Genomic DNA, 21,517 nt, shown 5'->3' on the forward strand with positions numbered 1-21,517 from the left:
GTACCGAAGTACTGCGGATAGCCCGACCGCGATAGAAAAAGGGGCTAATCAATATCAAGTTGATTAGCCCCTTTTTCTATCGCGGTCACGCCCAAATAATGCAATTGCTTCACAAAAATCGCAATGCCATTTACTTGGGACTCGTTGCAATCACAAACTTCAGATTGTTCTTCACTCCTATTTGCAGTACATCGACTAAATCTTGTACTTGCAAATTGAATGGAATACGTACGATTACGGTTTGATCCTTCTCTACATTCATTTTAGACATCAAAGTTGTTTCGAGTTCTTCAAAGGAAACTACTTGCTTGTCAATATAGAATTTTTTATCCTCAGTAACGGATAAACTGATGTATTGCTTGTTTGTTTTCTCGTTAGATTTAGCTTTTGGCAATGTCATTTTGATAACATTAGGATTAGCCAAGGTTGATATAATCAAGAAAAAAAGCAACAGAAAAAACATAATATCACTTAATGACGACGTTGCCACCTCGGCATGAAATCTTCTTTTTCGTTTTATAGACATGTTACGATCTTTGAATAATATTTACAAACTCTAATATTTGTTTTTGAATTTTTAAAGCAAAATTATCAATATTGCCGTTTAATATATGATATCCACTGTAGGCGATGATACCAACAATTAAGCCGGCACCACTACTGATCATTTTCTCATACAATCCACCGGAAATATTACCAATACTGATGTTTTCAGTAACCGATATGCTGTAAAATATTTTGATAACTCCAGATATAGTTCCAACAAATCCTAATGTAGGTGCAATTCCGGCAATAAGACCCAAGTGACCTAAATGCTTTTCCATTCCTCCTATTTCGATATCCGCAGCACGATCCATATTGGATTCAATCTCGATAATAGGCCTGCCAATAACCAGAATTCCTTCTTTGATAATATTCCCTGACGCACTATTATTTCGTTCTGCAATAGATCGCGCCAAATCAAGATTCCCAGAATTTAAATTATCACGTATGTCGCGCATTAAATGGGCATCAATTTTCGATGCTTTATTAATAAACAAATAGCGTTCAATAATTAAATAAAAAGTATAAAATAATAAAATCCCAATTGGGATAAGCCACACACCGCCTTTTAAAAGGAATCCTAAAGTGGATATTTCGGCATTTGGAGCAATTTTTTCGATAACTACGTTAGATGCAGCGTTGGTAATAGTGTCGGCCTGTACTTGTATAAAACTAAACATATAATATTATTGTATTTTAATCATTAATTCTAAAAATTATTTCAATTTTGCATTAAAGATACTTTTCGATGTAGTATTAAACTAAAAAAAACGAAAAATATTTTAAACAATTACTATTTTATTACAAAAATGAACTATCAGGAAACCATAAATTGGATGTTTAACCAACTACCGATGTACCAACTTCAGGGCGCTTCGGCCTATAAAAAAGATTTAACCAACACGCATTTACTCATTGCTCATCTTGAGAATCCTCAGGAAAAAATAAAGTGCATTCATGTAGCGGGAACTAATGGAAAAGGCTCGACCTCACACATGTTGGCATCCATACTTCAAGAAGCGGGTTATAAAGTTGGATTATACACTTCACCCCATTTAAAGGATTTCCGAGAGCGCATAAAAATCAACGGAAAAGATATTTCTGAGGAATTCGTTACTGATTTCATCAATAAACACAAAAGTTTTTTTGAATCCAATGACATGAGTTTTTTTGAAATGACTGTTGGATTAGCCTTCGATTATTTTGCCAAAGAAAAAGTAGACATCGCCATTATTGAAGTGGGAATGGGCGGAAGACTGGATGCAACCAATATCATTACCCCTCTAGTTTCCGTTATAACAAATATAGGACTGGATCACACCCAGTTTTTGGGCAACACGCTGGAAGCTATCGCTTTTGAAAAAGCGGGAATTATAAAGCCAAATATTCCAGTTATTATTGGAGAATACACTGCTGAAACCGAACCTGTTTTTGGGATCAAAGCCAAAGAATGCAATTCAGAAATCTATTTTGCTTCTGATTTGATTTCAGAAACTTATCCTTCTGATTTAATGGGGGATTATCAAATTCATAATAAAAAGACCGTGTTACAAACCGTTTCCATTTTAAATAGTCAGACCGAATATAAAATCACTGTCGAAAATACAAAATGTGGCTTATTAAATGTGGTAAAAAATACCGGACTTCAAGGAAGATGGCAACAATTGAATGAACTTCCAAAAGTTGTATGCGACACGGCACACAATAAAAACGGACTGGAAGTTGTTTTAAAACAAATACAAAAAGAAAATTTTGAAGCTTTACATATTGTTTTGGGAGTAGTAAACGATAAAGATTTAGATAAAATTCTGCCTTTATTCCCTAAAAAAGCACGCTATTATTTCTGCAAACCAAATATTCCTCGCGGGTTAGATGCTGTACTTTTACAACAAAAAGCAGCAACTTTCGAATTAAAAGGCGAAGTATATAATTCTGTTTCAGAAGCTTATAACATAGCAATTGAAAACGCTGGAGAATCTGATTTTATATACATTGGCGGAAGCACCTTTGTAGTGGCAGAAATTTTATAATTTTTTTGGTTTTTACTTGCAAATCTAGAAAAGTGGCGTATATTTGCACACGCAATAACGGAAACGAAAGTAACTAAATTGCATTAGGGCGATTAGCTCAGCTGGTTCAGAGCACCTCGTTTACACCGAGGGGGTCGGGGGTTCGAACCCCTCATCGCCCACAAAAAACTCCATTAGAAATAATGGAGTTTTTTTATGCTTTTTTTTTAAATTACCAACCTTGGGTCAATCCGTTCTTAACTACTTCTTCGTATTTTTTTTTATCAAAATTATATAAATTTGGCGCTTTATGAGCTACATTACTTTTCTTCTCATCCAGCTTTGTTAAAATCCCGATTGCCGTTATCTTACGCAGAAAATTTCTACGGTCGAGTTTTCTACCTAATATTGTTTCATATAGTTTTTGTAATACCGGAATCGTAAATTTTTCGGGCAGTAAATTATATCCTACCGGCATTAAATTTAATTATCAACTAAACAGATCACAAAAGTGGTTTTTCCATCGTCATTTCTATGCGCCAAATAGCCGCCATGAGCTTCTATAATGCTTTTGGATAAAGTCAAGCCAATTCCGGCCCCTTCTTTACGAGTGGTGAAAAAGGGTAAGAATATTTTACTTTCTATTTCTTTTTCGATGCCTTTTCCGTTATCGGTAATCTTAATAAAAATTCTCTTTTCTTTAACTTCTGCCGAAATAATAATTTGCTTCTTTTCTGTGTCTGCCAAGGCATAAATACAATTCGTCAAAAGATTAATCAATACGTGTTCCATTTGTTGCATGTCAACATTTAGCCTGTGGTCAAAAGCAATCGTGTTTATGACTTCTATTTGTTCTTTTTTGAAGATTGGAGTCATAATTTGGAAACCGTTTTCAATCATTTTCAACAATTCTGTTTTTTCTTTTTTGGGAGAAGGCAACATGGCCAGTTTGCGGTAACTTTCAACAAATTGCTGTAGATGGTCGGTCCGCCTCAACATCGTGGCAACACTGCTTTTCATATCGTCCACGTCTTCCGATGAAATTGTCTTCTGTTGAACCAAATCCTGTAGATTCTGAGAAAGTGATCGAATGGGAGTAATTGAATTTAAAAGTTCATGAGAAATCACCTTCATCAGATTGCTCCAGGCTTCTTTCTCTTTTTTCTCTATTACAGTCTGAATTGAGTCCAGTAGAATAATAAAATAATCTTGATTGTAAATTTCACTTCTGGAAGTCTGCATCAGAAATGTTTGCGTGTCTTGTTGATTAACACGTATTTCTAATGACGTTTTAATTTCTTTAAAATCCTGTTCCTCAATAATTTCACATAGAGCAGGCAACTGATTTTTCAAGTATTTCCATTTGGAAACTTTTGGCACATCAAAATGATTGGAAAAATAGTCATTCATCAAAAAAATATTCCAGTCGTTTTTATCTTTTTGCAGAATAACAATTCCCGTTTCGATATTATTTAGAATAGAACGATACACAATATCTTTTGAAACCTGTTCGTTTTCTTTGCGTTTCAGCGTTTCATATAACTTGAATAAGTTGGAGTAATTTTGATAGGATTTGTGTTTGGAAAAATCGGATGTGAAATCATTTTGCAAAATCGAAGTAATCGTTCTGTCATAAAGTAGAAAAGCATTTTTTAGATACAAATACATTTCAAAAACGAGTATAAAAATTACAAAAAGACCAAATGCAGCTGTATAAACCAGTCCTTTTTGAATAAGAAAAATGGAAATTCCGGCAGCAAAAAGAATAAAAATCAATCGAGCAAAAAAGAGATTGTATGTTTTCCAGGAATTAAACATATTAATTGGTGCTGATGTTATATTTTTCTAAACGTCGGTATAATGCACCTCTGGACAATCCCAATTCCTCAGCAGTTTTAGTAATATTGTTGTTGTTCTTGAAAAGGATTTTTTCGATGGTTATTTTTTCGACAGACGACAGCTGAATATCGTCTTGATTATCCTCGTACGTTGTTATTTGTTCCAAATCCAGGTCCGAAACAGTAATTTGATTATTTTCACAAAGAATCACGGCACGTTCTATTCGGTTCTCCATTTCCCGGATGTTCCCGTTCCAAGCGTGTTTTTCGATTTGTTCTAATGCTTTTTCGTGAAAAGTGATTTCGTCTCGTCTGTATTTCGCAATTATTTTTAGCAAAAGATAGTTCGCTAAAGGGATTTTATCTTCGTTTCGTTCTCGCAATGGAGGCAGTACGATTTCCATGGTGTTGATGCGATAATACAAATCCTCCCTAAAGTTTTTATTGGCAATTTCCTGCTTCAAATTCAAGTTAGTGGCAGTAATAATGCGGACATTCAAAGGTCTCGCTTTCGACTCTCCTAATCGGGTTACGGTTTTGGTTTGGATAACCTGCAAGAGTTTAGACTGCAATTGTAATGGAACATTTCCTATTTCATCCAAAAAAATAGTTCCGTTTTGGGCCATTTCGAAGCGTCCCGGCGTGTCTATTTTGGCATCAGTAAAAGCCCCTTTGGCATAGCCAAATAATTCGCTTTCAAAAATATTGGAATTCAAAGAACCCAAATCAACGTGAATAAATGAACTGTCTTTTCGATCTGATTGGCAGTATATATGATGAGATAAAACAAATTTACCAGTTCCGTTCTCGCCAAGAATTAAAACATTAGCATCGGTTTTTGCGACTTTATCTCCCAAGGAATATGCCTTTTTTATAACGTCTGAATTACCAACGAAGAATTCGTTTATGATCTCGATATCATTTGATTTTTTCTGCTCTTTGCGGCTTTTATCAACCGCATTTTTTACAACGCTGAGCAATTTTTCGTTTTCCCAAGGTTTTAAAATATAATCAAAAGCCCCAGCTTTTAAACCTTCTACAGCCGTCTCAACCTTTCCAAAAGCAGTCATCAAAATAACAACAGTCTTTGGCGAAAGCGTTTTTATTTCTTTCAGTAAATACAACCCCTCTCTCCCATCCTCAAATCCTATTCTATAATTCATATCGAGCAAAACGACATCAATGGTGTTTTTTGCCAATAATTCAACTACATTTTTCGGACTATTGAGTGTAAAAATGTTTTCAAAATGCTTTTTAAGGAGCATTTTGGAAGCAAAAAGAATGTCTTCTTGGTCGTCTATCACTAAAATAGAGGCGTTCGTCTTTTTCATTACTGTTCGGTTTCGGACAAAAGGTGTTCAATAATGGACACCTTTAAAATTTTATTAAAAATAAAAACTTAAAAATAAGGCAGTTACAATATTTAAATTATTGGCATAAAAATCCCTTTATGGTTAACAAATCACAAACAATGGACACTGTAATCACAGGTAAAACTAACAAAAATAAGTATCTTATAATCGCATTAATAATAATCTTACTCTTCGGGTATTTTGTCTTTACTTCTGCGACCAAAAAAAGAAGTTTGAACGTAAAAAAAGTTGAAATTACGATTAAGACGGTTGAAAATGATTTTTTTGAAGATTTTATGTCTTTTCAGGCAAAAGCAGTTCCTTTAAATTCAATGTTAATTAATATCATAGAAGGTGGTGCGGTTCAGGAAATATTTGTAGAAAATGGCGATATGGTTATAAAAGGGCAACCGCTGGCAAGATTATACAATCCCAATGCAGAACTGGCGTATATGCAACAAGAAACAGCGATTATCGAACAAATCAATAATTTGAATAAAGGAAAACTCGATTTAAGAAATCAGGAATTGAATTTAGAAAAAGACTTGATCGCGATAGAACACGATTATCTCGATGCTAAAAATTTATTCGATTTGAATAAAAAACTTTTTGAACAAGAAATACTTTCTAAAAACGAATGGGAAAAGACCAATGAAAATTATCGTTTTCAAAAAGAACGCATGAACATCATTAAACAAAGTGTCAAAAAAGAAAAACTGGCGAATCAAATTCAGATAGTGCAACTCAATCAATCCATTGGCATTATGGATAAAAGCTTGTCCATTTTAAGAAATAATAAAAAGAATTTTTTAATCATTGCACCACTTTCAGGCAGGCTTTCTTCATTTGAACCGATACTCGGAAAAACGTATTCGCAAAACACGAGCATCGGTTTTATTGACGATAGAAAAGGGTATAAATTGTTAGCCGATATAGATGAATTTTATTTGGCCAGAATTGCAGAGAAACAAAAAGGAACGGTGGATTTTGAAAACAAAGCCATCGAAGTTCAAATAACTAAAGTAATTCCCGAAATCAAAAACGGAAGGTTTCAAGTGGAATTAGATTTTGTTTCCTCTGAAAAACTGGATTTAAAACAAGGATTGAGTTTTGGAGTGAAATTAAACTTGTCTGAAAAAACAAAAACCATAGTACTGTCCAAAGGAAGTTTTTATGAAGAAACCAATGGGAAATGGATTTTTGTTGTCAACGGCAACAAAGCAGAGAGAAAAGCAATCAAATTGGGAAGAGAAAACCCTTTGTATTATGAAGTCCTTGGCGGATTAAAAGCTGGCGAAAAAGTAATTACTTCGTCTTATAAAGATTATGAATCAGTTGAAATATTAAACATAGAATAAAGTAAGTTTACTCATACGGATAAGGCTATTAAACATAAATTACAATAAAAATAACCATTAAGACATTAAGATTGTTAAACTTAAGCGTACTTAATTTCTTAATGGTTTAAAAAAAGTATTGAATTGACGATTCCAATAATTAACGCACACTAGACGTTAAAAAACAACAATTATGATAAAAATTAAAAATCTTTCAAGAGTATTCAGAACCGAGGAATTGGAGACCAAAGCATTGAGTGAAGTTTCTTTAACAATTAATCAAGGTGATTTTGTGTCTATCATGGGACCTTCGGGAAGTGGTAAATCAACCTTATTGAATATTATAGGATTGCTCGACAGTGCGTCTGGCGGGAACTATCAATTGCTGAATCAAGAAATGACTGGATTGAAAGAGAAAGAAAAGTCAAAAGCCAGAAAAGAAAATATCGGTTTCATTTTTCAAAATTTCAATTTGATTGACGAACTATCGGTTTATGATAATATTGAATTGCCATTGATTTATAACAAAGTTCCTTCTTCGGACAGAAAGAAAAAAGTAGAAGCAATTGCCGAAAAATTAGGGATCTCACATCGATTAAAACATTATCCACAACAGCTTTCTGGAGGACAACAACAGCGTGTAGCCGTGGCAAGAGCATTAATTAACGATCCGAAAATCATCCTTGCCGATGAACCTACAGGAAATCTAGACAGCAAAAACGGAAATGAAGTCATGGAACTTTTAACAGATTTACATGCTAATGGAGCCACAATCCTGATGGTAACGCACTCTGATTATGATGCGTCTTTTTCTCAAAAAACCATTTTGATGAAAGATGGAATGATACTTTCAGAAAAAATAAACAGTCGTAATGTTGATGTATTGATAAGCGAGAAAATCTAAAGATCATGCTGAAAAATTGGATAAATATATTTTTATACCAAATCAAAAACAACAAGCTTTTCACGGCTTTGAATGTTTTGGGTTTGAGTATTGGGATAGCGGGATTGATTTTCGCGATTTTATATTGGAATGAGGAGCAAAGTTATGATGCTTGGAACCCAAATAAGGAGAAAGTGTTTTTTTTAGTCAATCAAATGGATGAAAATTCTTTTTGGACTACTACTCCTGCTCCGGTAGGTTCTAATTTAATAAAAAAATCAGATGATGTAGCTTCCTTTTGTTATATCAGCGGAGATTATAATAAGGATATAATACGATTTAAAAACAATAAAAAACAATTTGAAAAAATACTAATTGCGCAAGATAATTTCTTTGATTTTTTTCCTTTTGAATTTGTCGAAGGAAACCAAAAAGGAGCTTTACCGGATGAAAACAGTATTTGTTTATCACAGGAAACAGCTATGCAACTCTTCGGGAATGAGAGCGCTTTAAATCAAGAAGTGGTTTTTGACAACAAAAAACTAGTTGTAAGAGGGGTTTATAAATTAGATAAAAAATCATCGTACAGTCCTTCCTGTGTGGTTAATTTTATGGATTTTAGAATAAAAAAGTCTATTGATCAATGGGGTAATTTTCAATTTGTGTTATTAATTAGAGCAAAAAGTGCTAGTTCTAAAGCACATATAGAAAAGACTTTAGGACAATTGTATTATGATAATATGACCGTTCGTTATGCAAAACAAAAAGGTATTACACCAGAAGAGTTTATTGAAAAATTTGGATCGACAAAACCTTCCTTAGAACCTTTATCAGATGTTCGTTTACATACCAAAACAAGTGGAATAATAGAAGTTAAAGGAAATTATTTGTTTTTAAAAATAATGATGGGGTTGAGCATTCTTATTTTGCTTTTATCCATATTCAATTATGTCAATATGGCAACTGCGAGTGCTATAAAAAGAGCAAAAGAAGTAGGTTTGCGTAAAGTTTTAGGGGCGTCAAAACGAAATATCACCACGCAGTTTTTATTTGAAACCATAATTGTTGTTTTGATTGCTTTATTGTTTTCTTTAGTAATTGTAGAATTAGCCTTGCCTTATTATAATGAGTTTTTGGAGAAAAATTTGAGTATTCAATTGGATCAGATTTTCTTTCAATTAGTACTACTATTTCTTTTAATTATAGTAACTGCCGGAATTTCTCCCGCCATTTATGTAGCAAATTTTGAAGTTTTAAAGGTATTGAAAGGAAACTTCAATAGAAGTAAAGCAGGGATTTGGCTAAGAAATTCCATGTTAGTATTGCAGTTTGCCATCGCAAGTTTTTTTATTATCGGCTCTTATATTGTTTACCAACAAATAGACTATATGAGTACAAAAGATTTAGGTTTTAAAGCCGATCAAATCTTAAACGTATCCTATAGGAATGTATATGGAGAAAAGATATCAGACAAGTTTAGATTTGATAGATATACAACAATTAAAAATAAATTATTAAAAATAAAAGGAATAAAACAAGTTGCAGGTGGTGCTTTTGTGTTTGGCATTGGTGCGCCAATAACAACGACGTATTATTATAAAGATAGGAGTATAGATGGGAATAATATCCCTATCGATTTTGGAATGCTCGAAATGTTGCAAATCAAAATGTTGAAAGGAAGATACTTAGATCCAAAATTTGCTCAAGATACGATCAACACTATGCTGATTAATGAAACCGCATTGAAAATGTTAAAAGAAAAAAATCCAATAGGTAAAAAAGTCAATTGGGATGGAAAAGAAGTAATTATTGTAGGTGTTGTTAAAGATTTTAATTTAGATAATCCAAGCGAAGCAATTCCGCCCATGTCTTTTTTTCATTTCAAAACAATTCCGTGGTTTATAGGTACTTTAAATAATATTTATGTCGAAGCAAATCCTGAGACTATGTCGCAAACGCTTGCAGATATTGAAAAATTTTGGATAAAAAATGTAGACCCAGATTATCCATTTGCGTATGATTTTGTCGATAAAGATTACAAAAGATCGTACAGCAGTTATGTGAAACAAAAAACCCTGTTTTCACTACTAAATATTGTAGTTATTGGTATTGCCTTGTTCGGATTGTTTGCCTTAGCAACATATTCAATTCAAAGACGAATGAAAGAAATTGCGATACGAAAAACACTAGGAGCAGAAACCAATGTTTTACTAAAAGAGTTATCCAAACAATACATCTTTTTTTGTGTAATTGGATTTCTGATTGCGGCATTTCCGGTGTACTATTTATTGAATTTATGGCTGGAAAATTTTGCTTTTAGAATTTCAATTTCAATTATTCCTTTTGTCATTGGTCTCATAGTCCTGTTAAGCTTAACATTAGCTATAGTACTTTCCAGGGCTTATGCCGCAACCAGAGTCGATGTTTTACAATTCTTAAAATACGAATAACCATGCTGAAAAATTGGATAAATATATTTTTATATCACATCAAAAACAACAAGCTTTTTACGGCTTTGAATGTGTTAGGATTGAGCATCGGAATATCGGGCTTAATTTTCGCTTTGCTATACTGGAACGATGAACATAGCTATAACGCCTGGAACCCTGAAAAAGAAAAAGTTTATCAGGTGTTGGTTCAATTGACAGGTACACCCGTGAGAGGAGAAAACCCATTGGTACTAAAATCTTTTTTGGAAGAAGACCCGAATGTAGAAACTGTAGTTTATGGTGACAGTTGGTATCAAAATGACCGAATCATTCATAATGGAAAGAAGCAATTAGTCGATAAAATCATCAATGTAGAAAGTGATTTCTTTTCTCTTTTCCCTTTTAAAATCATTCAAGGAGATGCCATTTCTGCATTAAAAGATGACAGCGGCATTGCCATTTCAGAAGACATTGCCAAAAGGGTTTTCGGCGATGAAAACCCGATTGGCAAACAAGTGAATTGCTTGGACGCTATGTGCATTGTTCGCGCCGTATATCGCATTCCAGATAATTCTTCTATTGCTCCAAATGTCATCGTCAATAGAATGAAGGAGCTTTTGGATCCAAATAAACAGATGGGGATTTTTGCTTTCAAAGTGCTTTTGAAAACGGAAGACCCTTCTAAAGTGGAGAAAACAAGAAAGAGGATAGAAAAGATATATTTCGACGAATATATCGTAAAAAACGCAAAACAAGCCGGCTTTACAACCGAGGAAATGGCTAAAAAAATCGGGCAGTTTGAAATTTTCATGGAACCGCTTTCAAAGGCGAGATTACATTCCATCGTTGATGGGTATCCGGAAGGCAGAGGCAATTCTCAATTTTTGTTGATTATGGCTGGACTATCTGTTGTAATTCTCATTTTATCTGTTGTCAATTATGTCAATTTGGCTACTGCCAATGCCATAAAGCGAGCCAAAGAAGTGGGAGTGCGTAAAATCGTGGGCGCATCAAGAGGTAACATTATCAGTCAATTTATTTTTGAAACTATTCTTATAAGTTCGTTTTCTATTTTATTGGCATTGGTCATTGTAGAATTGGCGTTGCCTTATTACAATGAATTTTTAGAGAAAAACCTAATGATTGTTGGAAGCCAATTTTATTTGCAATTAATTCTGATTTTCATCTTAACCGTTTTGGTTGCGGGAATATTTCCAGCGGTTTATGTTTCCAATTTTGAAACGCTCAAAGTATTGAAAGGGAATTTCGGAAGGAGTAAAAGTGGTGTTTGGTTGCGTAACGGAATGCTAATTTTACAGTTTGCTATTGCTACTTTTTTTATTATCGGGTCTCATATTGTCTATCAGCAAGTCAACTATTTAAGCAATAAAGACCTTGGATTTAAAGGAGACCAAGTGATTGCCATAGCATTAAATCTTCCATCTTCGTACTATGAGGGAGAAGACATCGGCAGAAATATTTACAACAGATACACTACCATCAAACAGGAATTGACAAAAATAAAAGGAGTTGAACAGGCATCAACGGGTCTTGTTACATTTGATGGTGCAGACCATTCATTATTCCCTGTTTTATATAAAGATCAGCTCTTTAAAGAACGAACTATTCCGGTAGATTTTGGTATGCTTGAAATGCTGAAAATAAAAGTGCTAAAAGGCAGAGGTCTTGACGAAAAATTCGCTTCCGACACCATCAATTCTGTATTGGTAAACGAAACAGCCCTAAAACTAATGAATATGAAAGACCCAATTGGGAAAGAAGTACTGATTAGGAATCAAAAGTTAAAAATTGTGGGGGTTGTCAAAGATTTCAATTTATTAAGCCCGGAAGTTGAAGTCCCACCAATGACCTTTTTCCATATTAAATCCGTAGATATAGCTAAAACCATAAGTCTTGTTTACGTAAAACTAAAATCGGATAATGTTGAAAATACTATTGCTGATATCGAGAAATTCTGGACAACGGTCGATAAAGAATACCCATTCAAATATGATTTCGTTGATAAAGAGTACGCCAGAACATATGAAACTTATGTAAAACAAAAGAACCTCTTTTCATTGCTGAATATTGTGGTGATTCTCATTGCTCTTTTTGGTTTATTTGCTTTGGCTTCGTATTCTATACAAAGTCGGATGAAAGAAATCGCCATCAGAAAAACTTTGGGTGCAGAAACCAACACTTTGCTTAAAGAATTATCAGAACAGTATATATTATATTGCACAATCGGGTTTCTAATCGCTTTGTTTCCAGTGTATTATTTGTTGAACAAATGGCTCGAAAATTTTGCCTTTAGGATTGACATCACTGTATTTCCATTCATTTTTGGATTCATCATACTATTAGTTTTAACTTTGATAATTGTGCTTTTAAAAGCCTATCAGGCAACAAAAACAGATGTTTTGAAATATTTGAAATATGAATAAAAAAACAGTTATAACACTTTTATTTTTAATTTTTAGTGCTTTTGCCAGCGGCCAAGAAAATTCTTGGTCGCTTACAAAATGCATGGAAACAGTTTTGCAGAATAATATCGAAATAAAAATCAGACAACTCGAAATAAAAAGAACTCAAAAGTCACAGAATTCAGTTTTAAATAGAATGTTACCGACTATCAATTTATATGGAGAACAAGGATATAATTTTGGTTCTACCATTGATCCTTCGACTAACGGAAGAGTAAGTTCTAACATTCAAAATGATAATTTCTATCTCAGTGCCAGAACTAATCTAATAGATTTTAGTGCTTTTGCGAATGCTCAAAAAGATAGAATTAATATTGAGCAAGCCAAAGCCGAAAAAGAAGTTTTAGAAAACGAATATAAATTGCAGCTTTTGGAAAGCTATTATCAGGCACTTTATACTCAGGAGTTATTGAAAATTCAAAAAGAGCAACTCAAGCAAGCTACCTTTAACTTAGACAGAGTAACTAAAGAAGTGGCTATCGGTAGCAAACCTCAAAGCGATTTGTATGATATGCAATTGAGTTTTTCGGAGGAAGAAAACCGAAATTTGGAAACCGCACAATTGTATGCTATTAAGAAAATACAATTATTCCAGTTGATGAATATTACGGGTGTGGCAACTAATGAAATTATATTGGAACCTTATTTGAATGGAAGAACTGAATATGCTGAGAATTCGTTATACAATCCTAAAATCAAACTTGCAGAGCTCAATTATCTAAACAGTTTGAAGTCGATCCGTTTAGAGAGAGCCAGCAATCTACCGATCTTGTCAGCATATTATGGATATTCTACTTTTTATTATAAAAATATTAAACAAGCAAATGCCACCACAGATTCTTTTTTCAACCAATTAGAAGAAAATAAAAGTCAACAAGTTGGTATGCAATTGAGCGTTCCAATTTTCAATGGCTTTAGAAATAACAAAAAAATCAGTGCATCAAAAATAGCAGGTGATCAGGCAAAACTCGTTGTAGAAAAAGAAAAACAACAATTGGACAAACAAGTAATATTGGAAGAACAAAACAAAAGAAATTATTTGCTCCTACAGAATAAATTGATGGAGAAAGAAAAGTATGCCAAAGCTTCTCTAGCAACTACTCAAGCTAAATTTATAAGTGGCAAAGTAGAAGCTATTTTATATTCCTCAGTTAAAAATCAGTCTCTCTCTGCTGAGTATGAAGTGTTGAGAAACAATCTTCAATTACAATATATTGACTTGAAAATAAATCTATTGAGAAAGGATCGGTTGTAAAAATAAAGACTAAAATTTAAAATCATTCACAATCCAGTAGCGATAACTTGTTTAAATTCTGCATGAAATGGTTCGTAAATAGTTCCGTAAGGACCACAAAAAACTCCATTAGAAATAATGGAGTTTTTTTATGTTTTTTTTAAAATTACCAACCTTGTGTCAATCCGTTTTTAACTACTTCTTCGTATTTTTCTTTATCGAAATTATATAAATTTGGCGCTTTATGCGCTACATTACTTTTCTTCTCATCCAGCTTTGTCAAAATCCCGATTGCCGTTATCTTACGCAGAAAATTTCTACGGTCGAGTTTTCTTCCTAATATGGTTTCATATAGTTTTTGTAATTCCGGAATCGTAAATTTTTCAGGTAGCAAATTATATCCTACCGGCATTAAATTTAATTCCATACGAAGGGTTTCCAATGCTGTGTCCAGAATTTGTTTGTGATCTAAAACCAATTCCGGCACCGCATTATGGTCAATCCATTCTACAATTTCATTGCTATCTAAAGGCTGTGGAACCGTTTTCAAAAAATCGACTAACGCATAATAACCTACCGTTACAAAACGGCTAGCATACCATTTCCCTTCGTCTAAGGGTATTCCGTAAAATTCAAGTATTGAATTACTGATAACAACACTAGTCCGTCTAGCTGCGCCAAATGTCGAAAACTGCCTCAGAAAAATTCCTTTCAATCCAGTTCTACCATGTAAAACAGTTACTGCAGCCTGATCAATATCTTCATTTACAGGTACAAAACCTCCGGGCAAAGCCCATTTGTCACTGTACTTTGTTTTTATTAACAGCACTTTGAGCTGATTGTCATGAAATCCAAAAATCACACAATCTATCGACAAACCCGGTTGATACTTTTCCTTATTATCTAAAATGGCTTTTAACATGTGATTTATTCTAGCAATTAAATTATACCCTTCGAAAGACGCAATTTAGTTCATTTTTGTTAAGCAATTGAAGGACGTAACAATTTTAAAAATTCATCATCCTTTATTTTGATCTTAATATAAAAAAAGATTGGACAAAGAAACGAATCCATTCGATGAAAAAACATATTTATGGTGAACAACAGCTAAAAAATTCATTTCACTAATCATTGGAAGACTGGAAAACAGTCGCATACCCACGCATAGATTATCAAGTAATTCATGATTGTTTTTCAACAACTTTATCAGTTGCCACCTCTTAAAATACTCTTACAGCACAAAAAATGGATAAACCTTTCGGAATTAAATTTAAAGCCAATGCTGTTCAAATAGTATAGTATTCAGATTAGGTATGAAGTGCACCCTTATTGGTGGAAGAAACTGGCTATAATTTTCTGAAGTTCTTGTTTTGAGAGAAGAAATTGCCAATGGTTTTATTAATGGAGTTTAAAGTTTCACAAGTGCCACTAAAATACCAAAACGGACGAGAAGAAAACAGCAACTTCCTTTTTTTATAAGCAATGCTAGTCAATAGGCCAAGAAATAAATTCTTTTTTTTATCAGGAGGGAAATTTGCAGACGCAGCTCTTGATGGTATTTTGACCGCTATCAACCAAAATTAAAAAGTAGTAGTAAATGTTGTTATAAAAGTATTTAAAACTCAATCGACAGGACTTCTACGTAAACTGTCGATTGAGGCTTTTTATTTTACTAATTCAAAAGTGCTTTTCAACCGAATATCTGTCGAAGACGAGCCTATCATTAAATCAAAATCTCCTGGTTCAGTAATCCATTGTAAAGCTGCATTGTAAAAAGATAATTTTTCCTTGTCTATGATAAATTCCAACACTTTAGTTTCACCCGCATTCAGTTGTATCTTTTGAAAATCTTTCAACTCAATAATTGGCCGAACCACAGATCCTACCTTATCTCTTAAATACAACTGTACCACCTCTTCTCCAGCCACATTTCCTGAATTTTTTACGTGTAATGAAACCGTGATTTTTCCCGTACTTTTTATCTTATTTTTAGATAATTTTAAATCTGAATATTCAAAAGTAGTATAACTTAATCCATAGCCAAAAGGAAATTTAGGACTGTTGTTTAAATCGGTATAGGCCGAAACATAATTAAAAGCGGTGTCATTTGGAGCGGGTCTTCCTGTATTAAAATGATTGTAATAAATAGGAATTTGTCCTTCTGCTCTTGGAAAAGTCATTGGCAATTTCCCTGAGGGATTGTAATCGCCAAACAAAACATCCGCGATAGCATTTCCTGCTTCGCTACCCAACCACCACGTATACAGGATTGCGGGAACATTATCAGCCGTCCAATTAAAAACAAGCGGTCGACCTGCGTTAATTAAAACCACAACCGGTTTCCCGGTCGCTTGTATTGCTTTTACCAATTCTTCCTGAACGCCTGGTAAATGAATATTACTACGACTCTTAGCCTCGCCACTCATATCCGCTCTTTCACCAATACTCAAAATTACGATATCCGCTTGATTGGCAATGGCGACTGCTTCTGCAAAACCTTCTTTATTATCCCCATCGATCTCACACCCTTTGGCGTAAAGCAATTTAGTGGAACTACCTACTTTATTTACCACACCCTCCCATTGAGAAACAACTTGTTTATCATAATCAAGTTCTGGCAATTCTACTGCCCAAAAACCCATATTTTGTTTGTGTTCTTTTACCAAAGGGCCAATAAAAGCAATTGTTTTCGTGTCTTTGGAAAGGGGTAAAATATTTTTCTCCTTCCCCGACGGGATAGCGTTTTTTAACAATACGATGCTTTTTGCTGCAATAGCTCTTGCTGCTTTTCTGTGCTCCGGGTTATTCATTGCGGCTTGTTCTCTTTCAAGATTGGAGTATTTATACGGATTGTCAAAAAGACCTAATTCGAATTTCTTGCGTAAAATTCTTTTTACAGCATCATCAATCAAGGCAATTGGCACTTTGTTTTCTTGAACCAATGCCGCTAAATGGTAGCGATAAGCATTGCTTTCCATATCCATATCACTTCCTGCTGTTATGGCTTGTAGTGCCGCTTCTTTAGTGTCTTTTGAGTATCCGTGATTGACCATTTCCCCGATTGAACCCCAATCAGAAACTACAAAACCTTGATAGTTCCATTTCTCTTTTAGAATGTCGCGTTGTAAGTATTTATTTCCGGTTGCAGGAATTCCGTTAAGGTCATTAAATGAATTCATAAAAGTGGCTGCACCCGCATCCAAAGCAGATTTAAAAGGAGGTAAATACGTTTCCCAAAGCATTCTTTCGCTCATATCAACTGAGTTGTAATCTCTCCCGCCAATTGCAGCGCCATAAGCCGCAAAATGTTTCACGCAAGCCATTACCGAATTGACATTGCCTAATTTTTCTTGAAAACCTTTCACTCTGGCATAAGCAATTTTCGAACCTAAATAGGTGTCTTCTCCTGCGCCTTCCATTACGCGTCCCCAACGCGGATCACGAGCAATATCTACCATGGGAGCAAATGTCCAATGAATTCCACTTGCCGATGCTTCGATAGCAGCGATTCTTGCTGAAAGTTCCATCGCGGCTAAATCCCAACTTGCGGCTTCCGCCAAAGGAATTGGAAAAGTAGTTTTGTACCCATGAATAACATCTTGACCAAACAACAAAGGAATTTTCAATCGGGATTGCATCGCTAATTCCTGATATTGTCGGGTATATTTAGTACCAATAACATTCAACATCGAACCTATTAAACCTTTTTTGATTTCGGTTTCCTTATTTGGATTTATCGTTATGGGTCCAGTCGCCTGATTATTTCCCGTATATTGATTGAGTTGCCCAATTTTCTCTTCGAGTGTCATTTGCTTCAGCAACGCATTCACTTTTTGGTCAATTGTTTTTTGTTGTGACAAGGCAATAAAGCAGGTCAATAAAAGAGTTATAGTTCCTATTTTTTTCATTTCTAAATACTATTATTTTTATAATCAAATTTATTTATTCCATCATCCAAAGAAGAGGAAATGTCCTTTTATTTTTTTACCTCGACTGGAATTTTGAATTCTAAAAAGTTCAAATTGAAATTTCCTTTTTCAAAATGCACTTTGACTTTATTCATTCCTTGTTTTAAAACCACATTTTTTAATGTCACCGTTTTCCAATTATTTATTCCTCCTGAAGATGGAATTGTTATTGTTTCAGAAATTCTCCTATTTTCATCTTCTAAATAAAGTTTTCCACCTGTGCCATCACTTGCATACCGAATAGCAACATCAAAAGTAGTTTTGGCTTTCACCTCAACGGTGTATTGTAGCCATTCGCCATCCTCAATAAACGCAACATGAAATCCATTTGTCATTGCATCGCTACAAGATTGAATATCAACTCCATCATTTCGCATCATTCCGCCTTTGTTCCATTTGGTAAATTTAGTACCATCATAATTAGCGACATCTTTATCCAAATACGCGAATCCGTTTTGCCCTAAATCATATTCTGTTGCGAATATTCTCCCCGGCAACGAATGATTTTTATATTTCTTTGTTTCGGTTGTTTGAACTTGTCTGAACATTGCATCAATCACATCATGCCTGATGGTCAGATTATTCATTTTGAAGTTTTCAGCAATTTGCAGTAAGGCGTTTTTGGCAAAATCCACTGTTGGCTTTTTTCCTCCGTTTTGCCAATATGCAAGTAATTGATCATATTCAGGAGTTTTTATTACTGACGTAACTCCAGCTAAGCTTTCAATTTTTTTCATTGGCCAAAAAGCCCAACCAATGTTATTAGACTCCATTAAAGAGATGGCTTCCTTGAACCAAACATTTGAGTTTTCGCCACTTTCTCCCAACCAAATTGGCACATTATATTGGGTTCTGTAGTCCAACATTTTTTGTATCGACGCGGTGTCATTTTGATTCCAATATTTATGAAAACTCAGCGCCATATTTTCATCCCAAAGCGGAAACATACCATTGTAATTATTTCCCCAGCAATTTCCTTCAATGAAGATTAAATGATTTGTATCAATGGCTCGAATCGCATTTGTAACTCGAACTTGCAACGCTTTTAAAGGCGCATTTGACGTTTCGTCACAACCATTTTGATTCGTTCCCGTAAAATTCCAATTGGGCTCGTTGATAATATCATACGCTCCAATCCAAGGATTGTCCTTGTAACGCACCGCTATCTTTTCCCAAAGTGCCACCATTTTATCCTGATTCGCTGTACTTTCCCAAAGTGATGGTTTTTCGGGGTCATAATCTGAGATATTGGCATCTTTTCCCTGACCGCCGGGAGCTGCATGCAAATCAAGAATCAAATAAATTTTATTCGCAGCACACCATTTCAACAAATCATCGGTCATTTTAAAACCCTCCTCCAGCCACGTATTTTGACCTGAAACCACTTCTTGTTCAAGAGGCAACGTATATAAATTATAGTGCATCGGCAAGCGAACGGAATTAAATCCCCAAGCCGCCAATGAATCGATGTCACTCTTCGTTATTCCATTTGCTTTGTAAGCATCATAAAATTCTACGGTGTTTTTGGCACCAATTAAATCCGTTATTTTTTGCTTAATCACATGTTGAGGACCAGCAAACGAACCGGTTTGAAGCATATATCCTTCCTGAACCATCCATCCGCCCAATCCCAATCCTCGCAAGATCACTTTTTGGTCATTCCCATCGACAATTTCTTGTCCATTTCTATGCAAAAAACCTTGTCCAAACGAGGCAATTGAAAAAGAAATAAAGGCTATTAAAATTATTTTTTTCATAAAGTTGGTTTAAAATTAATATACTAATGTTTGAATCGCGTGAGCCGGAATTTCAACAACCGTTTTCTCGGTAGCGATAATTAAATTATATGTGACTTTTTTATCGCTTTGATTCATTACCACCGTAATCATTTTTCCATCTGTATTAAGGAATGACGTACTTATCAAACTGCTTCTGCTTACTGCTGTGCTGATTCTTTTCGCATCTGGTCGAATAAATTTTGAGAAATGCCCAATGTAATAATAAGACGGGGTATAGATCAATTCTCCTGAATTAGTATCGGCATGAATGGGTGCAAAACAAAAATTCCCTACGTGATTGGGTCCGCCATTTTGGTCCAAAAGAATGTTCCAATCCGTCCAACCCACAGTTCCATTGTTAAAATCGTTAATCATAGAAGTGCCGTATCGTTCTCCATTTGCCCATAATTGGTATTTCTTAGCATCAAATCTTTCGACGCAACCTTCGGTAAACAGTAAATTTTTAGAGGGATAGGCTTCGTGTACTTTTCGAACATTATCAAACATTGGGTCTCCTCCTGCCCAAGTTTCATACCAATGAAATCCCATTCCCCAAGCATATTTTGAAGCTTCCGGATCAGAGAAAATAACATTGGCTCTCTGGTTCATCAAATCGCGATTGTGATCCCAAACCACAATTTTTTTATCTCCTAAACCTTGTTTTTTCATTGTTGGACCAAGGAAATTCTTCAAAAAATCTCTTTCTGCTTCGGCCGAATACACGCAGGATTCCCAAGTTTGCGTTGCCATAGGTTCGTTTTGAACGGTTATTCCCCAAATTGGCATTCCTTCTTTCTCATAAGCTTTGATGAACTTCGTATAATAATTTGCCCACGACTGGTAATATTCAGGAAGTAAAGTACCTCCTTTTAGCATGTTGCCATTACTTTTCATGAAATCAGGAGGACTCCATGGCGATACATAAAGCAATAATTTCCCGCCCGCCGTTTTAATGGCTTCTTTAAGCATGGGTATGCGATATTGTTTATCATGATCAATATTGAATGTCTTTAAATCCGTGTCACCCTCTTTGATATACGTATAACTACCGCTACTAAAATCCGAACTATGAATGGTGGTGCGCAATAAGGAATATCCAATTCCTTTTTCTTTATCATAGTAGGCGTCTAAAAATTCTTGTTGTTTCTCTTTGCTTAATTTTGCAAAAACCTCAGCACTGGCATCTGTAATTGCGCCACCAATTCCCATAAATTTTTGAAACATTTTTGTTGGTTCCACAAAAACAGAAATTTCGGTTTCCAAAGGTTGTTTTGAAGTACCAAAGCTCAATTTATCGGTTTCTGTTAATCGTAAATTTGTGTTTTCAGCTGTCGTATAAACGGTAATCGTTTTATCTTTTGTCGAAAAATATTTAAGTTTAGCTTGGTTTTTTTGTTGCGAAAAAGCTAAAAAAGACGTTGCCAAAACTACTACTGCGGTTATTTTTTTCATTATATTTATTGTTATGCGATTGCTATTTTACCAGATATACGTTACTACCGATCCTGCTTCCAGTGACGTTGTAATCCAATTTCCATTGTATTTAATATTAAAAATTTCAGAAGTCTTCCATCATTCTCAACTATTAAAACTTTTTTTCCATCAGGCGTTTTAAATGCCACATTATTCAAATTTCCACTAAAGTTACTCAAAATTCGCACTG

General features: G+C 34.5%; 16 protein-coding genes and 1 tRNA gene. 7 read left to right on the forward strand and 10 right to left on the reverse strand.

Annotation, left to right across the window (positions count from 1 at the left end):
* Window positions 1–130: 130 nt before the first annotated feature.
* On the reverse strand, window positions 131–526 hold the full coding sequence (locus tag ACNQGJ_RS12695) for an ExbD/TolR family protein (protein WP_417973293.1): 396 nt from the start codon (window positions 524–526) through the stop codon (window positions 131–133).
* A 1-nt stretch (window position 527) separates the two neighbouring features.
* Window positions 528–1,223: a MotA/TolQ/ExbB proton channel family protein gene (locus ACNQGJ_RS12700; protein ID WP_417973295.1), complete on the reverse strand. Its 696-nt coding sequence runs from the start codon at window positions 1,221–1,223 to the stop codon at window positions 528–530.
* A 129-nt stretch (window positions 1,224–1,352) separates the two neighbouring features.
* Between ACNQGJ_RS12700 and ACNQGJ_RS12705 the strand changes: the two genes are divergently transcribed.
* On the forward strand, window positions 1,353–2,573 hold the full coding sequence (locus ACNQGJ_RS12705) for a bifunctional folylpolyglutamate synthase/dihydrofolate synthase (RefSeq protein WP_417973297.1): 1,221 nt from the start codon (window positions 1,353–1,355) through the stop codon (window positions 2,571–2,573).
* Window positions 2,574–2,659: 86 nt separating this feature from the next.
* Window positions 2,660–2,734 (forward strand) — tRNA-Val (locus ACNQGJ_RS12710).
* Between the two features lie 50 nt (window positions 2,735–2,784).
* Here ACNQGJ_RS12710 and ACNQGJ_RS12715 read toward each other — a convergent pair.
* Genes ACNQGJ_RS12715 through ACNQGJ_RS12725 form a run of 3 tightly spaced genes read right to left on the reverse strand, consistent with a single transcriptional unit; the run spans window position 2,785 to window position 5,721 of the window.
* Window positions 2,785–3,030: an NrtR DNA-binding winged helix domain-containing protein gene (locus ACNQGJ_RS12715; RefSeq protein WP_417973299.1), complete on the reverse strand. Its 246-nt coding sequence runs from the start codon at window positions 3,028–3,030 to the stop codon at window positions 2,785–2,787.
* A 5-nt stretch (window positions 3,031–3,035) separates the two neighbouring features.
* Complete coding sequence (locus ACNQGJ_RS12720) at window positions 3,036–4,370, reverse strand: sensor histidine kinase (RefSeq protein ID WP_417973301.1); 1,335 nt, start codon at window positions 4,368–4,370, stop codon at window positions 3,036–3,038.
* A 1-nt stretch (window position 4,371) separates the two neighbouring features.
* Window positions 4,372–5,721: a sigma-54-dependent transcriptional regulator gene (locus ACNQGJ_RS12725; RefSeq protein ID WP_417973303.1), complete on the reverse strand. Its 1,350-nt coding sequence runs from the start codon at window positions 5,719–5,721 to the stop codon at window positions 4,372–4,374.
* A 119-nt stretch (window positions 5,722–5,840) separates the two neighbouring features.
* Here ACNQGJ_RS12725 and ACNQGJ_RS12730 point away from each other — a divergent pair, with 119 nt between their 5' ends.
* The 5 genes from ACNQGJ_RS12730 (at window position 5,841) to ACNQGJ_RS12750 (ending at window position 14,129) form a co-directional block, all read left to right on the forward strand.
* Window positions 5,841–7,100, forward strand: a complete 1,260-nt coding sequence (locus ACNQGJ_RS12730) for an efflux RND transporter periplasmic adaptor subunit (RefSeq protein WP_417973305.1) — start codon at window positions 5,841–5,843, stop codon at window positions 7,098–7,100.
* 172 nt (window positions 7,101–7,272) lie between these two features.
* Complete coding sequence (locus ACNQGJ_RS12735; protein ID WP_417973307.1) at window positions 7,273–7,983, forward strand: ABC transporter ATP-binding protein; 711 nt, start codon at window positions 7,273–7,275, stop codon at window positions 7,981–7,983.
* 5 nt (window positions 7,984–7,988) lie between these two features.
* A complete protein-coding gene (locus ACNQGJ_RS12740; protein ID WP_417973309.1) occupies window positions 7,989–10,412 on the forward strand; it encodes an ABC transporter permease in 2,424 nt (807 codons plus the stop codon).
* 2 nt (window positions 10,413–10,414) lie between these two features.
* A complete protein-coding gene (locus tag ACNQGJ_RS12745) occupies window positions 10,415–12,835 on the forward strand; it encodes an ABC transporter permease (protein WP_417973311.1) in 2,421 nt (806 codons plus the stop codon).
* Window positions 12,828–14,129, forward strand: a complete 1,302-nt coding sequence (locus ACNQGJ_RS12750; RefSeq protein ID WP_417973313.1) for a TolC family protein — start codon at window positions 12,828–12,830, stop codon at window positions 14,127–14,129. Before ACNQGJ_RS12745 ends, ACNQGJ_RS12750 begins: the two co-directional genes overlap by 8 nt.
* 145 nt (window positions 14,130–14,274) lie before the next feature.
* Here the strand turns inward: ACNQGJ_RS12750 and ACNQGJ_RS12755 are convergent, their stop codons facing one another.
* The 5 genes from ACNQGJ_RS12755 to ACNQGJ_RS12775 all read right to left on the reverse strand — a co-directional run bounded on the left by ACNQGJ_RS12755 (window position 14,275) and on the right by ACNQGJ_RS12775 (window position 21,515).
* Complete coding sequence (locus ACNQGJ_RS12755) at window positions 14,275–15,030, reverse strand: NUDIX hydrolase (protein ID WP_417973315.1); 756 nt, start codon at window positions 15,028–15,030, stop codon at window positions 14,275–14,277.
* Between the two features lie 742 nt (window positions 15,031–15,772).
* Window positions 15,773–18,016: a glycoside hydrolase family 3 N-terminal domain-containing protein gene (locus ACNQGJ_RS12760; RefSeq protein ID WP_417973317.1), complete on the reverse strand. Its 2,244-nt coding sequence runs from the start codon at window positions 18,014–18,016 to the stop codon at window positions 15,773–15,775.
* 68 nt (window positions 18,017–18,084) lie between these two features.
* Entirely contained in the window at window positions 18,085–19,833 is a 1,749-nt protein-coding gene (locus tag ACNQGJ_RS12765) for a cellulase family glycosylhydrolase (protein ID WP_417973319.1), read from the reverse strand.
* 15 nt (window positions 19,834–19,848) lie between these two features.
* On the reverse strand, window positions 19,849–21,306 hold the full coding sequence (locus ACNQGJ_RS12770) for a glycoside hydrolase family 30 protein (RefSeq protein ID WP_417973321.1): 1,458 nt from the start codon (window positions 21,304–21,306) through the stop codon (window positions 19,849–19,851).
* 44 nt (window positions 21,307–21,350) lie between these two features.
* Entirely contained in the window at window positions 21,351–21,515 is a 165-nt protein-coding gene (locus ACNQGJ_RS12775; RefSeq protein ID WP_417973323.1) for a glycoside hydrolase family 30 beta sandwich domain-containing protein, read from the reverse strand.
* Window positions 21,516–21,517 lie beyond the last annotated feature (2 nt).

The organism is Flavobacterium cryophilum (assembly GCF_048286555.1).
Lineage (GTDB): Bacteria > Bacteroidota > Bacteroidia > Flavobacteriales > Flavobacteriaceae > Flavobacterium.